At 71.6% G+C, this 13,673-nt stretch carries 10 protein-coding genes; 7 read left to right on the top strand and 3 right to left on the bottom strand.

What is annotated here, in order from left to right:
* The first annotated feature begins 55 nt into the window (after nucleotides 1-55).
* Together D7V80_RS36140 and D7V80_RS36135 are read left to right on the top strand one after the other, a co-directional pair.
* On the top strand, nucleotides 56-1,189 hold the full coding sequence (locus tag D7V80_RS36140; RefSeq protein ID WP_370452599.1) for an aquaporin: 1,134 nt from the start codon (nucleotides 56-58) through the stop codon (nucleotides 1,187-1,189).
* 80 nt (nucleotides 1,190-1,269) lie between these two features.
* Complete coding sequence (locus D7V80_RS36135; RefSeq protein ID WP_120592419.1) at nucleotides 1,270-2,595, top strand: MgtC/SapB family protein; 1,326 nt, start codon at nucleotides 1,270-1,272, stop codon at nucleotides 2,593-2,595.
* Nucleotides 2,596-2,626: 31 nt separating this feature from the next.
* Here the strand turns inward: D7V80_RS36135 and D7V80_RS36130 are convergent, their stop codons facing one another.
* Nucleotides 2,627-4,120, bottom strand: a complete 1,494-nt coding sequence (locus tag D7V80_RS36130; RefSeq protein ID WP_120592418.1) for an ATP-binding protein — start codon at nucleotides 4,118-4,120, stop codon at nucleotides 2,627-2,629.
* Nucleotides 4,117-4,842 (bottom strand): ATP/GTP-binding protein, encoded by a 726-nt coding sequence (locus tag D7V80_RS36125; RefSeq protein WP_014400074.1) that lies wholly within the window; start codon nucleotides 4,840-4,842, stop codon nucleotides 4,117-4,119. Before D7V80_RS36125 ends, D7V80_RS36130 begins: the two co-directional genes overlap by 4 nt.
* A gap of 270 nt (nucleotides 4,843-5,112) precedes the next feature.
* On the opposite strand from D7V80_RS36125, the gene D7V80_RS36120 reads away from it, so the two are divergent.
* The 5 genes from D7V80_RS36120 (at nucleotide 5,113) to D7V80_RS36100 (ending at nucleotide 11,622) form a co-directional block, all read left to right on the top strand.
* A complete protein-coding gene (locus D7V80_RS36120; protein ID WP_120592417.1) occupies nucleotides 5,113-5,652 on the top strand; it encodes an N-acetyltransferase in 540 nt (179 codons plus the stop codon).
* 181 nt (nucleotides 5,653-5,833) lie between these two features.
* Nucleotides 5,834-7,651: a type IV pilus twitching motility protein PilT gene (locus tag D7V80_RS36115; protein WP_120592416.1), complete on the top strand. Its 1,818-nt coding sequence runs from the start codon at nucleotides 5,834-5,836 to the stop codon at nucleotides 7,649-7,651.
* A gap of 1 nt (nucleotide 7,652) precedes the next feature.
* On the top strand, nucleotides 7,653-8,759 hold the full coding sequence (locus D7V80_RS36110; RefSeq protein WP_120592415.1) for a type IV pilus twitching motility protein PilT: 1,107 nt from the start codon (nucleotides 7,653-7,655) through the stop codon (nucleotides 8,757-8,759).
* Nucleotides 8,760-8,875: 116 nt separating this feature from the next.
* The gene (locus tag D7V80_RS36105) at nucleotides 8,876-9,295 is read left to right on the top strand and encodes a DUF5684 domain-containing protein (RefSeq protein ID WP_014400078.1); all 420 of its coding nucleotides are present in this window, start codon (nucleotides 8,876-8,878) and stop codon (nucleotides 9,293-9,295) included.
* Between the two features lie 128 nt (nucleotides 9,296-9,423).
* Nucleotides 9,424-11,622, top strand: coding sequence for a TonB-dependent receptor (locus D7V80_RS36100; RefSeq protein ID WP_120592414.1), 2,199 nt, complete (start codon nucleotides 9,424-9,426; stop codon nucleotides 11,620-11,622).
* Here D7V80_RS36100 and D7V80_RS36095 read toward each other — a convergent pair.
* A complete protein-coding gene (locus tag D7V80_RS36095; protein WP_120592413.1) occupies nucleotides 11,576-13,573 on the bottom strand; it encodes an ATP-dependent DNA helicase in 1,998 nt (665 codons plus the stop codon). The genes D7V80_RS36100 and D7V80_RS36095 overlap by 47 nt on opposite strands.
* Nucleotides 13,574-13,673 lie beyond the last annotated feature (100 nt).

The raw sequence follows: 13,673 nt of genomic DNA, 5'->3' as shown, positions 1-13,673 counted from the left end.
GGATGGGGGCGCGTGGCGTTGACGGTGTCGGACCACCCAGGCATAGGACTGGGGAGTGCTCTCTTCCGCCACACCCATGGACCTGCGCCGCCGGCTGGTGACGGAAGCGCTGGGCTGCGGGCTGCTGGTGGTGGCGCTGGAGGGGTCGCACCACGTCGCGGAGCACCTGGGCGCGAGCGCCACCGAGGGACGCCTCTTCATGTCCCTGTCCTGCGGCGCGGTGCTGGCGTGCCTCTTGTGGGTGCTGCGGCCGCTGTCGGGCGCGCATCTGAATCCGGCGCTCACCTTCGCGGACGCGCTGGGGGACCGCATGCCCTGGCGCGAGGTGCCGCTGTACGCGCTGGCGCAGCTGTCCGGCAGCCTGGTGGGGCGGCTCATCGCGCACCGCATGTGCAATGAGCCGCTGCTGCTCACCGCGAGGATGCCCGCGGCGGACGGGGCGCGGTTCCTCACGGAGATGGTGGCCACGTTCGGGCTGCTGGTGGTGGTGCGCGGCTGCGTGCGCACGCGTCCGTCGGCGACGCCGCTGGCCATCGCGGGGTACGTGGCGGCGACGGTGTGGTTCACGGACTCGCGCTCGCTGGCGAACCCGGCGCTGGTGCTGGCGCGCGCGGCCAGCGCCCACGTGGGGGTCATGAGCCCGTGGGAGGTGGAGTCCTTCGTCGCGGCGCAGCTGTTGGGCGCGGCGCTGGCGGTGTTCCTCTTCCGGTGGCTGCTGGGCGGCACGCCGAGGCCCGCCGCCACGCCCGTGGAGACCGTCGTCTTCGAGTGCGCGGAGGCAGGGCCCGCGCACCTGGCCGCCGCCCTCTTCAACACGCTGGCGCACCCGGACCGGGCGCGAGCAGTGGTGGCGCCGCCGCCGGGCTCGGGGCTGGATGACGGGCCGCCGCCCGCCGTGGAGGCGCTGATGCGGGAGGCGAACCTGCGCGCCGCGCCGACGCGCGACCGGAGCGTACCCGCGTCGCACTACGTCTTCATCGACGTCGCGGGCCTCGCTCCAGGCATGGACGCACGCGTGCGCGAGCGCTGGTCGCTGCCCGCGCTGTCATTGAAGGACGAGGCCGGAGTGAAGGCGTTGCAGACGGCGCTGCGGTCCCGGCTGCACCCACTGCTCGCGCGCCAGGGTTGGGAGCGGCTGCACGTCATCAGCGGCGGCCCCGCTCCCGAAGGCCCCCGCGCCCTCACCTGACGCGGGCCCCTCTCACGTGACGGGGTGCGGCGTTGACGTCCGCCCGACAGGCGAGCAGAGAGGTGGGAGAGGGATTTCGCATGATGGAAGGACTGCCCCCCGTCGTCTCCTGGCCGCCACTGCAGACGCTGATGCGGCTGACGCTCGCGCTCGCGGTGGGGCTGTTCGTCGGGCTGGAGCGCGAGTGGCGTGGCAAGGAGGCCGGCCTGCGCACGTTCGGCTTCACGGCGCTGCTGGGCGGCATGGGCGGCCTGTTGGGCCCGAACTTCGCGCTGCTCAGCCTCGCGCTGCTGGGCGTGCTGCTGTGCTTCCTCAACTGGCAGTCCCTGCGCGCCAACGGCGGCGCGGAGCTGACCACGTCCGCCGCGCTGCTCGTCACGGGCTTCACCGGCGTGCTGTGCGGCCTGGGCCATACGGTGACGCCCGCGGCGGTGGGCGTGACGACGGCGGGCCTGCTCGCGTGGAAGGAGCGGATGGCCACCTTCAGCCACAAAATCACCGCCGAGGAGCTGCGCAGCGCCATCCTGCTGGCCATCCTCGCCTTCGCCATCTACCCGGTGCTGCCCGCGCAGCCGGTGGACCCGTGGGGCCTCATCGAGCCGCGCGCCGCGTGGGTGACCGTCATCCTCATCGCGGCCATCGGCTTCGTGAACTACCTGCTGTGGAAGATGTTCGGCACGCACGGCGTGGAGGTGACGGGGTTCCTGGGCGGGCTCGTCAACAGCACCGTCACCGTGGCGGAGCTGGCCAACCGCGTGCGCGAGACGTCCGGCCGCCTGCTCGACGTGGCCTACCGGGGCGTGATGCTGGCCACCGCCGCCATGGCGCTGCGCAACGCCGTGTTGCTGGGGCTGCTCTCCTTCCGCGCGCTGGTGGACTCCGCCATCCCGCTGGTCCTCATCCTCCTGTCCAGCACGGGCCTGGCGTTGGTGCGCTCGCGCACGGAGGCCGCGCCCGGCGCCGAGCCTCCCGCCCTGCCCCTGAAGTCGCCCTTCTCGCTGCCGTCCGCGCTGAAGTTCGGCCTCATCTTCCTGGCGCTCCAGGTGGTGGGCACCGTGGGCCAGACGCTCCTGGGCCGCTGGGGCTTCTACGCGGTGAGCGCCGTGGGCGGACTGGTGTCCAGCGCGTCCGCGGTGGCGTCCGCCGCGTCGCTGTGCGCCAACGGCACCATCTCCCCCATGACGGCCGGAGTGGGCGCCATCATCGCGTCGCTCGCCAGCGCCGCCATCAACTTCATCCTCGTGGCGCGCGTGTCGGAGCAGCGCTCGCTCACCCTGCGGCTGGGCCGCGCGCTGGGCGTGGTGATGCTGCTGGGGCTCGTGGGCGCGCTCGTGCAGACGCGGCTGCCGGAGTTCCTTCCGAACACCCCGGGCAGCCCGGGGCTCATCCAGCCCCACCAGCCCTGAGCGCCAAGAAGCGGTCCGGCTCCGGCGACCGCTAGAAGCGGTCCGGCTCCGGCATCGGAGGCGCGGCGGACAGCCCGCCCTGCATGGGCGGGTGCAGCGGCAGCTGGACGATGAAGCGCGAGCCGTGGCCGAACTCGCTCTCCACGCGCACCCGTCCGCCGTGGCCCTCCACCAGGCTCTTCACGATGGCAAGGCCCAGCCCCGCGCCGCCGAACTCGCGCGTGGAGCTGCCGTCCACCTGGTAGAAGCTCTGGAAGATGCGCTCGAACTCCTCGGCGCGGATGCCCACGCCGGTGTCCTCCACGCTGATGCGGTAGCCGGGCACGCCCAGCTCCTGCTGCATCGCCGCGTCCGACAGCGACACCTTCACCCGGCCGCCCGCGGGCGTGAACTTCACCGCGTTGGCCAGCAGGTTCACCACCACCTGGCGCAGCTTGTCCAGATCCCCCGCCAGCCGGGGCTGCGGCGTGTGCGGCAGCCGCACCTCCAGCTCCAGGCCCTTGCGCTGCGCCTGCGGCAGCACGCTGGAGACCGCCGTCTGGATGATGTAGCCCGGATCCACCGGCGCCATGGACAGGCGCAGACGCCCGGCCTCAATCTGGCTCAGGTCCAGCAGCGAGGAGATCATCGAGAGGAGCGTCTCGCCCTTCTCCACGATGGTGCGCACGTACTGGAGCTGCTCCGGGTTGAGCGGCCCCGCCAGCCCCTCCGCCATCATCTCCGAATAGCCCAGGATGGACGCGAGCGGCGTGCGCAGCTCGTGGCTCACCGTGCCCAGGAAGGTGGACTTCAGCCGGTCCAATTCCTTGAGCCGCGCGTTCGCCTGGAGCAGCCGCGCGTTCTGCGCCTCCAGCTCGCGGTGCACCTCCAGCGTGGACTCCAGATGCAGGTGCGTGGCCAGGTACGCCTTCTGCCCGCTGGCGACGAGCGCGCCCAGCACCTGGCCGAAGTGGCCCAGCACCTGCGCGGCGGTGCGCTCCGGCACGCGGCGCACGCGGCCCAGGAGCTCCTGCGCGCGCTCCAGGTCCAGCCCGTGGATGCTGGTGAGCGTCTCCGGGAAGTCCGTCAGCTCCTCCGGCGTGAAGGGCCCCAGGATGACCCGGCCCAAGAGGTCGCCGTCCCAGCGCACCGGCATCACCACGTAGCGCAGGCCGGTGAAGCAGGTGAGCGCGATGAGGCCCGCCGCTTCGGAGACGTCTCCGTCCGCCACGCGCCCGCCGGCCTCCGGCAGCACGGGGCCGTCCTTCACCCGGCCCACCATGGCGGTGCACGCGTGGCGGCCGTCCGGGAAGGAGAAGACGTAGGCACAGAAGTCGCCGTGGCCCACCTTCACGTCCGCCAGCTTGTTGCCGCGCGTGTCCAGCACCTTGATGCCCACGCGGTACAGGTCGCTGAAGCCCTTCACCACCTCCGTGAAGGACGGCAGGTCCAAGAGGTCCCCCAGCGTCAGCCGCCGCTGGAGCGCGGACTCGCGCCGGGGCGCGCTCGCGGCGTTCCGGGGTCCTCCGCCTGACGCGCCGTTCATGGCGCCCTCCCGCTCTCCCTGCCACCAGGCATGGCGCCGGGGCCGTACCGCCCCTCCAGCGCCGTGCCGCTCAGGTCGATGTGACGGAAGATCTGCCCCAGGAATTCTTCCTCGCTCAGCCCCACGTTGCGCGACAGCTGCGCCCGGCCCTCCAGCGCGCGCCAGGCCGTCTGCACCACGGCGTGGAAGGTCTCCACCACGCCCTCGCCTCGCACGGCCACGGAGCCCACCACCGGCTGGTTGCCCCGGCGCTGCACCTCCGCCAGCTCCTCGTCCGTCAGGCTGTCGGGCAGGTCGCGCTTGTTGAACTGGATGACCACCGGCACCTGCGTGGGGTCCAGCTCCATCTCCCGCAGGTTCTCCTGCAGGTTGCGCCAGTAGGCGTTGTTCTCCTGCGCCGCGCCCCGTCGGCTGTCCGCGATGAAGACCACGGCGTCCGCGCCCTGGAGCACCACCCGCCGCGTGGCGTTGTGGATGACCTGCCCCGGCACGGTGAAGAGCTTCACCTTCACCTTGAAGCCCGTGGAGGTGGAGAAGAAGACGGGCAGCAGGTCGAAGAAGAGCGTCCGGTCGTCGTGCGTATCCACCGACAGGAGGCGCCCTCGCACGTCCGGCCGCGCTCGCGCGTGCAGCTTGCGCAAGTTCGTCGTCTTCCCGCTCAACCCGGGGCCGTAATAGACGATCTTGAGCGTCAGCTCGCGCTGGGCGTGGTTGAGTTGCAAGGGGCGGAACTCGGACCGAGGGGGACCCGGACAGGGGTTTTATAATGGCCTCACGCTCCGCGCGGAAGGCCGCTCGCAGTCCAGACAGCGGAGCGGGACATGTCTTCCCGGAATGACGCTCCCGCAGGCGGCGTTTCGAGTACTTCCTGCTCCCCGCCTGGGAGGAGGACGTCTCCCCACACGGAAAACAGGACAATGCGCGCGGAATGATCGCGTGCATGGGTACGGGGGGACCGGTTAGGATCGCGGACGCGACGGAGGAGCAAGGCGATGACGATGAAGCAGGTGGACCCTGGCGTCGAGGTGGCGGCCCCCACGCCGGTGCTGGAAGGAGCGACGCTCCCCAACGATCTGGTGACCGGGGTCAAATTCGGTCCGCCGACCGACGAGGACCTGACCACGGTGTCGGCCCTGCGCGCCAACTCCGAGCCCTGGAAGGGGCGGGGTGAGTCGCAGGAGGAGAGCCTCAAGGCCCTCACCCAGCTGAAGCCCTTCCTCCACGTGGCGCGGCTCCAGAACCAGGTGGTGGGCTACGTAACGGTGGAGCGCGACGGTCCGGTGCCGGGCGCGGCCTACCTGCGCAACATCGTGGTGAAGCCGGAGCTGCGGCGCCACGGCGTGGGCGCCATGCTGCTGGACAAGGCGCTGGACGCGGCGCGCGACATGTACCGCAAGACCATCGCCCTGCGCGTGGACCCTGCGAACGCGCCCGCGGTGGGCTTCTACCGCAAGGCGGGCTTCACCACGGTGGCCACGGTGGTCTCCAAGAAGTCCGGCAAGCTGCGGCTCCTGATGTCTCGCGAGCTGTAAGTCCGCAGTACCCCAACGCAATCGGTTGGACCCGACGGGAGGGGCCCTCGCACGGCCGCTCCCGTCGTGCGTTTGGGGCCATGCCCCCAGGGTGACCTGGAGCGTGGCGGTCGACTATCCTCGCGGGAGTTTCCACCCCGCCGGGCCTGACGCACGGCAGCGGTGGGGCCTCCCCCCCTGAATGAAACCGCTCGCGGAACTGCTGCGTCATCTATCGCGTCCTGGAATCACCGAGCTGGCCCTGGCCAGCGGCCGTCCTCCGATGGTGCGCGGCGCCAACGGCTACGAGCCCATTGATCCAGGCGCCCTCTCCACCGACGAGCTCGTGAAGGCCCTCCAGGCGATGGTGGGCATGGCGCGCGCGTCCTCCGTGTCGGAGACGCCGGTGCAGTGGACGGTGAACGCCACCGGCCTGGGCTCCCTCAACATCGCGGCGGTGCGCCGGGGCGAGCTGATGAACGTGCGCCTCACGCGAGGTGTGGAAGGCGCGGCGACCACCGCGGCTCCAGCAGCCGCGACGGCTCCAGCAACCGCGGCGGCCCCAGCGGCGCCCACGCGCACGCCCTACGCGGGAGTGCCGGCCGTGTCCGCGCAGGCCCCCACGCGCACGCCCTACGCGGGAGTGCCGGCCATGTCCGCGCCCGTGGACGCGCGAGCCGCGCAACCGGGTGGCCTGGGTGCGGGAGCCGCCGCGCGCGGAGTTCCTGGTGGCGCGGCCCCCCACGCGGGCGCTCCTTCACACGCGGGCGCTCCTTCACACGCGGGCGCTCCGGCCCACTCCTCCGCCAGCGCGCATCCTCCCGCGCGGGTCATCCCCATCGCGCGCGCGACCTCCGCTCTGGGCCGCGACCTGACCGTGCTGCTGGAGCAGGCGCGCAGCATGAGCGCCAGCGACCTGCACCTGGTGGCCGGACGGCCTCCGCTGCTGCGCCTGGCCGGGGAGCTCTTGCCGCAGGACACGCCGCTGTCCCCGGAGACGGTGGAGCGGCTCCTGCTCCCCATCATCCCGGAGCGGCTGCGGCACGTGCTGGAGAAGGACGGCAGCGTGGACTTCGCGCTGGACTCCGAGGAGACCGGCCGCTTCCGCGTCAACGTCTGCCGCCAGCGCACGGGCCTCAAGGGCACCTTCCGCGTCATCCCTCGCGAAATCCCCACCCTGGAGTCGCTGGGCCTGCCCTCGGACATCGCCAAGGCCACGCACCACCACCAGGGCCTCATCGTGCTCACCGGCCCTTCCGGTCACGGCAAGACGAGCACGCTCGCGGCGCTGGTGGACATCATCAACCGCGAAACCACGCACCACGTGCTCACCGTGGAGGACCCGGTGGAGTACGTGCACCCGCGCAAGCGCGCCCTCATCAGCCAGCGCGAGGTGGGCACCAGCACCCGCACCTTCGCCAGCGCCCTCAAGGGCAGCCTCCGCGAGGATCCGGACGTCATCGTCGTGGGCGAGCTGCGCGACACGGAGACCGTGCGCATGGCGCTCGCCGCCAGCGAAACGGGCCACCTGCTCATCAGCACCATGAACACGCCCAGCGCGGCGAAGACCATCGACCGGCTCATCGACCTCTTCCCGCCGGCGGACCAGCAGCAGGTGCGGCTGTCGCTCTCCAGCGGCCTGCGCCTCATCGTCAGCCAGCGGCTGATGCCTGCCACGGACGGCAAGTCCCTGGTCGCCGCCGCCGAGGTGCTCACCGGCTCCGTGGCCCTGGGCAACCTCATCCGCGACAACAAGACGTACCAAATCCCCTCCCTCCAGCAGCGCGGCAAGTCGCTGGGCATCGTCCGCTTCGAGGACTCGCTCGCGGACCTGGCCCGCTCCGGCAAGGCGACGCTGGAGACGGTGAAGGGCTTCGCGGAGAACCCGGACGAAATCGAAGCCATGGTGACGGGCAAGCGCCCCGGCGCCGCTCCCACCGTGCCCCCGCCCGCCACCGCCCAGGAGGGCGCGCGGATGCTGTCCAAGGTGGGCTCACTGCTTGGCAAGAAGGGCGCGTGACATGACGGACACCCCTCGCATCGCCGCCTGGTTCGACATCCTGCTCGACAAGAAGGGCAGCGACCTGCACCTGGGCGTGGGCTACCCGCCCCTGGGCCGCATCCGCGGCGAGCTCGTGCCCCTGCGCGAAGAAGCCCTCACCACCGACGAGCTGGAGTCGCTGCTCTTCGAGATCTGCTCGCCCGAACAGAAGCGGCAGATCACCGAGGAGCTGGACCTGGACTTCGCCTACGGCTACGGCACCAAGGCCCGCTTCCGCGCCAACTACTTCTACCGGATGACCGGCATTGGCGCCGTGTTCCGCACCATCCCCAGCAAGGTGCTGTCGCTGGAGGACCTGAAGACGCCGGAGGTGGTGCGCAAGATGGCGGACCGCCGCAGCGGACTGGTGCTGGTGACAGGCCCCACGGGCTCGGGCAAGTCCACGACGCTCGCGGGGATGATCAACCACATCAACAAGACGCGCCCGGCGCACGTGCTCACCGTGGAGGACCCGGTGGAGTTCGTGCACGAATCGCTCAAGTCCCAGGTCACCCACCGCGAGGTGGGCCCGCATGCCTCCAGCTTCGCCACCGCCATCCGCTCCGCCGGCCGTGAGGACCCCAACGTCATCCTCATCGGCGAGCTGCGCACCAACGAGACGATGAAGCTGGCGCTCCAGCTGGCGAGCTTCGGCGTGCTCGTCTTCGCCACGGTGCACACCAACAGCGCCCCCGCCACCATCGACCGCATCATCAACTCCTTCCCCGCGGACGAGCAGGGCCAGGTGCGCGGCATGCTCGCGGAGTCGCTGGCCGGCATCGTCGCCCAGCAGCTCATCAAGACCGCGGACGGCAAGGGCCGCGTCGCCGCGCTCGAAATCCTGGTGGGCAGCCCCGCCATCGCCGCGATGATTCGCGAGGGCAAGGTGTTCCAGATCGCCTCCAAGATGCAGGCCGGCCAGAACCAGGGCATGCAGACCCTGGACATGCACCTGGAGCGGCTGGTGAAGGACGACGTCATCCTCCCGGAAGCAGCCCTGGAGAAAGCCCAGGACAAGGAGAATTTCGTGAAGATCATCCAGCGGCTGAAGCCGGACTGGCAGGTCCCGGAGACGCTGAAGGCCTGAGCGGCTCGCGGCGACAGTGGGGAAGGAATTTGCTTTCTCCCCCCGACTTCGCCTTTGTTCTGGAGTGAACTGGGCCCCGCCCACCGGGCCGGGCCCACACTTCCGAGGGGGAAGTCATGGATGAGCAGCAGCTTGAGATGATGCAGCAGATGCAGAACCAGCAGGCGGAGGGTCCGGGCCTGGTGTTCTGGATCTTCTACCTGGCCTTCATCGGCTTCGTGATCGCCGGCATGTGGAAGACGTTCGCCAAGGCGGGCGAGCCGGGTTGGGCGGCCATCGTGCCGTTCTACAACATCTACGTGATGACGAAGATTGTCGGCCGCCCGGCGTGGTGGGTGGTGCTGGCGCTGCTGCCGTGCGTGAACTTCATCGCGCTGTTCATCATCAGCATCGACATGGCGAAGTCCTTCGGAAAGGGCACGGGCTTCGGCATCGGTCTGGCGCTGCTCGGCCCGGTCTTCTACGCCATCCTCGGCTTCGGCGACGCGCAGTACCAGGGCCCGGCCGCCTCGGGCGGTGGCGTGGCCACGGCTTAGTTCCCCCACGGCCTCCTGGCCGAGAACGGCGGCGGTGGAGTGGCCTTCCGGGCGCTTCACCGCCGTTCGTGTTTCTGGCGCCCGCCATCGCTCGCCCGGGAGCACGACATCCAGTAGAGCGGGGCGCGATGCCTGGACCGCGCGCCTCTTCCCGACTGTCGCTCCCCTGCCGTCTTGGACTGGCATTGCTGCTGCCCGGAGTGGCCAGCGCACAGACGGTGGACGCGGACACGGCCCCCGAGCCGGAGCCCCCCGTGGCTCCCGCCGGGCCCGAGCGTCAGCCCGAGCCGAAGGCCGAGCCTCCTCGCGACACCCGCACCGTCGTCACCGCCACGCGCCTGCCCCGGCCGCTGCGCGACGTGCCCGCCACCACGGTGGTGATTCCCCGCGCGGAGATCGAACGCAGCCCCACGCTCACGCAGGACGCGCTCATCCGCACGCTGCCGTCCGCGGCCACCTTCCGCCGCACGCCGTCGCTGGTCGCGGACCCCACCGCGCAGGGGCTCAACCTGCGCGGGCTCGCTCCGTCCGGCGTGGCGCGTGGGCTGGTGCTGCTGGACGGGCTTCCCTTCAACGACCCCTACGGCGGCTGGGTCTTCTGGCGCGCCCTGCCCCGCCTGGGCCTGGACCGCATCGAGGTCGTCCCCACCGGCGGCTCCGCGCTCTATGGCAGCGCCGCGCTGGGCGGCGTGGTGCAGCTGTTCTCCCGGCCCATCACCGGCCCGGTGCTCGACGCGGACGTGTCCGTGGGCAACCTGGGCACCGGCTTCGCCGCCGCGCGCGTCGCGGACCGCTGGGGCCGCGTGGGCGCCTCCCTGGAGGTCGAGGGCCTCACCAGCGACGGCTATCGCATCGTCCCCGAGAGCCAGCGCGGCCGCATCGATGGCGAGACCCCCTCCAACCACGTCAGCGCCCAGGCGCGCGTCGAAGCGGCGGCCACCGACCACCTCTCCCTCTCCGCCCGCGCGGGCGTGTTCCGCGAGACGCAGAACGGCGGCACCCGGTACACCGTCGCCAGCGTGGACCTGGCGTGGTTCGCCGCGAACGCCCGCCTCCGCACGGACGCCGCCGGCACCTTCGAGCTGGGCCTCTTCGGCCGCACCCAGCACTTCGCCCAGGACCGCGCCCGCGTCGCCGCGGACCGCAACTTCGAGGTCCGCTCCGCCCTCCAGAACGTGCCCGCGAACGACCAGGGCGGCTCGCTCGTCTGGACCGGTCCGGAGCTGACGCTGGGAGGAACCCACGTGCTCGCCGCGGGCGTGGACGTGCGCCGCTCCCGCGGCAAGGCCGATGAGCTGCTCTTCCCCGCCACCGCCACCGCCAGGACGCTCTACGCGCGCAACACGCAGGGCACGCAGCTGTCCGGCGGCGTCTTCGTGCAGGACCTCTACACCGTGTCCCCCGCGCTGGAGTTCGCCGGCACGCTGCGCTGGGACACGTGGCGCAACTTCGACGGCAGCCAGCTGGAGAGCTTCGCGAACGGCACCGCCACCTTCACCGAGTTCGAGCCCCGCACCGCGAGCCAGCTCAGCCCGCGCCTGGCCGCGCGCGTGCGCCCGCTGGAGTGGCTCACCCTGCGCGCCTCCGCGTACCGCGCCTTCCGCGCCCCCACCCTCAACGAGCTCTACCGCCCCTTCCAGGTGGGCACCGTCCTCACCGCCGCGAACCCGGACCTGGGCGCCGAGCGCCTCTGGGGCACCGAGGCGGGCGTGGAGGCCACCGGCCCGCGCGGGCTCACCGGCCGCGTCACCGGCTTCTGGAACGTGCTGGACGCGCCCGTCACCAACGTCACCCTCGCCACGCCCCTGCCGGACGGCGCCACCCGCCAGCGCCAGAACCTGGGCCGGGCCCGCGTGCGCGGCGTGGAGCTGGGCGCGGACTGGCGCGTGTCGCGGCGGTGGACCGCGCTCGCCGCCTATACCTTCGTGGACCCCGTCGTCACGCGCGCCCCCGGCCAGCCGGACCTCGTGGGCCGCCAGCTGCCGCAGGACCCCAGGCATCGCGGCTCGCTCGCGGTGACCTTCGACGACCCGTCCATCGTCTCCGTCACCGCGCAGCTGCGCGTGTTCGGCCCCCAGTACGAGGACGACCTCAACACGCGCGGCATGGGCGGCGCGGCGGTGGTGGACCTGTTCGTGAGCCGCCACCTGTTCTGGAAGGTGGACGCCTTCGGCGCGGTGGAGAACCTCTTCGACCGTGAGTACCTCGCGGGCCGCGCGGGCGTGGACACCCTGGCGCCGCCCTTCCAGGCCCGCGTGGGCCTGCGCCTGCGCGACGTGTTCAGCGAATCGAGCGCACGGGCGGCACCGGGCGCACCGGGCCGTTGAACCAGCGGCTCAGCTCCGTCGTGTCCTCCATCCGCTTCGCGGGCGGCAGGCTGGAGAGGAACACGCGGCCGTAGCCCTTGGTCACGATGCGGCGGTCCAGCATCGCCACGATGCCCCGGTCCGCCTGCGTGCGGATGAGCCGCCCGAAGCCCTGGCGCAGCGCCAGCGCCGCCTGCGGCAGCTGGTACTGGTCGAACGGCTCCTCGCCACGCGCCTGGATTTGACGGATGCGCGCGGCCACCAGCGGGTCTCCAGGAGACGCGAAGGGAAGCCGGTCGATGATGACCAGGCTCAGCGCGTCCCCGGGCACGTCCACGCCCTCCCAGAAGCTGTGCGCGGCGAAGAGCACGCTGGGCGTCTGGCGGAAGGCGTCCAGCAGCTGCTGCTTGGGCCGCTCTCCCTGGAGCAATGCTTGATAAGGCAGCCGCGTCGCCGTCAGCTCGTACGCGCGCACCATGTTGCGCAGGGACGTGAAGAGGACGAACGCGCGCCCTCCCGTCACTTCACACAGCTGGATGATCTCCTCCGCCGCCGCCTCGATGAAGCCCGGGGCGCTGGGGTCCGGCAGGTGCGTGGGCAGGTACAGCGCGGACTGGCGGGGGAAGTCGAACGGGCTGGGCACCGCCAGCGTGCGCACGCGCGTCACGGGCTGGCCCTCGTCGTCGTACATGCCCATGCGCCTGGCGAAGAAGTCGAAGCGGCTGTCCGCCGCGAGCGTCGCGGAGGTGAACACCACCGTGTCCAGCGCGCCGTAGAGCCGGTCGCGCAGCTCCTTCGCCACGTCGATGGGGTTCGCGCGCAGGAACAGCCCCTTGCCTCGCGCCTCCGCCCAGTACACGTGGTCCGCGGACTCGGACTTCTCCAGGAAGGTGAGCTGCTCCGCCATCTCCTCCGCGCGGCGGTGGATGGCGGCCAGCTCCGGCTCGCGCTCGCTGCCCGCGAAGGACGCCAGCGCGGCCAGGCCTTCGCGCACCTGCTCCAGCGCGCCGGACAGCTTGCCCATCGTCTCCGGGCGCAGGGCCACGGTGGACTCCTGGCTGGACAGCCCCAGCGCGCGCGGCGCCTGGAGGAACAGCGCGTCCGCGTGCGAGCGCACCCGCTGGGCCAGCGCGGAGAGCGTCGCGTGGCGCTCGTCCTTCGCCGGCAGGGCCGCCACCGCGTCGCGCGACAGCTCCTCCAGCCGGTAGTTGGACACGCTGCACCCGAAGTGGCTGCTGGCCGCGTCCTCCAGCGCGTGCGCCTCGTCGAAGATGACCGCGTCGTAGAAGGGCAGCACCCCTTCCGTGCGCTTGCCGGAGCTGCGCAGCGCCAGGTCCGCGAAGAACAGGTGGTGGTTCACCACCAGCAGGTCCGCGACCTCCGCGCGCTTGCGCATCCGCGTGACGAAGCACGTCTCATACTGCGAGCAGCGCGAGCCCAGGCACGTCTCCGACGTGGTGGACAGCCGCGACCACGCGGCGAAGGACTCCGGCAAGTCGAGCTCCGCCCGGTCCCCCGTCTCCGTCTGCGTCACCCACTTCTTGAGCAGCGGCCACTGCTTCGCCTCTTCCTTCGAGATGAACTGCGGGTCCTTCTCGAAGGAGTCATAGCGGTGCAGGCACAGGTAGTTGCCGCGCCCCTTGAGGTACGCCGCCTCGAAGCGCAGCCCCAGCTTCTCGCTGAGCAGCGGCAGGTCCTTGAAGAACACCTGGTCCTGCAGCGTCTTCGTGGCCGTGGACACCACCACCTTGCGCCCCGACAGGAGCGCGGGCACCAGGTACGCCAGCGTCTTGCCCGTGCCGGTGCCGGCCTCCGCCAGCAGGTAGCTGCCTTCGGAGAAGGCCCGCTCCACCGCGCGCGCCATCTGGAGCTGCTCCGGGCGGTGCTCGTACGCGGGCAACGCCTCTTCCAGCGCGCCACCAGGCCCCAGCAAGCTGTCGACAGAGAGAGGACGGGGCGCGGGCGCGGACATGCGGTGGTTCGGGGGCAGGAGGACGGAAAAGGCGGCCCCGCAGGATAACAGCGCCCGGCGCCCCCCGCGCGTTCCCTGACGCGCCCGTGAAGCCCCGTCC

Origin of the sequence: Corallococcus sp. CA054B (assembly GCF_003611625.1) — a bacterium.
Lineage (GTDB): Bacteria > Myxococcota > Myxococcia > Myxococcales > Myxococcaceae > Corallococcus > Corallococcus coralloides.
The sequence above is the reverse complement of the archived record's forward strand: the minus strand, read 5'-3'. Positions and strand labels throughout refer to the sequence as shown.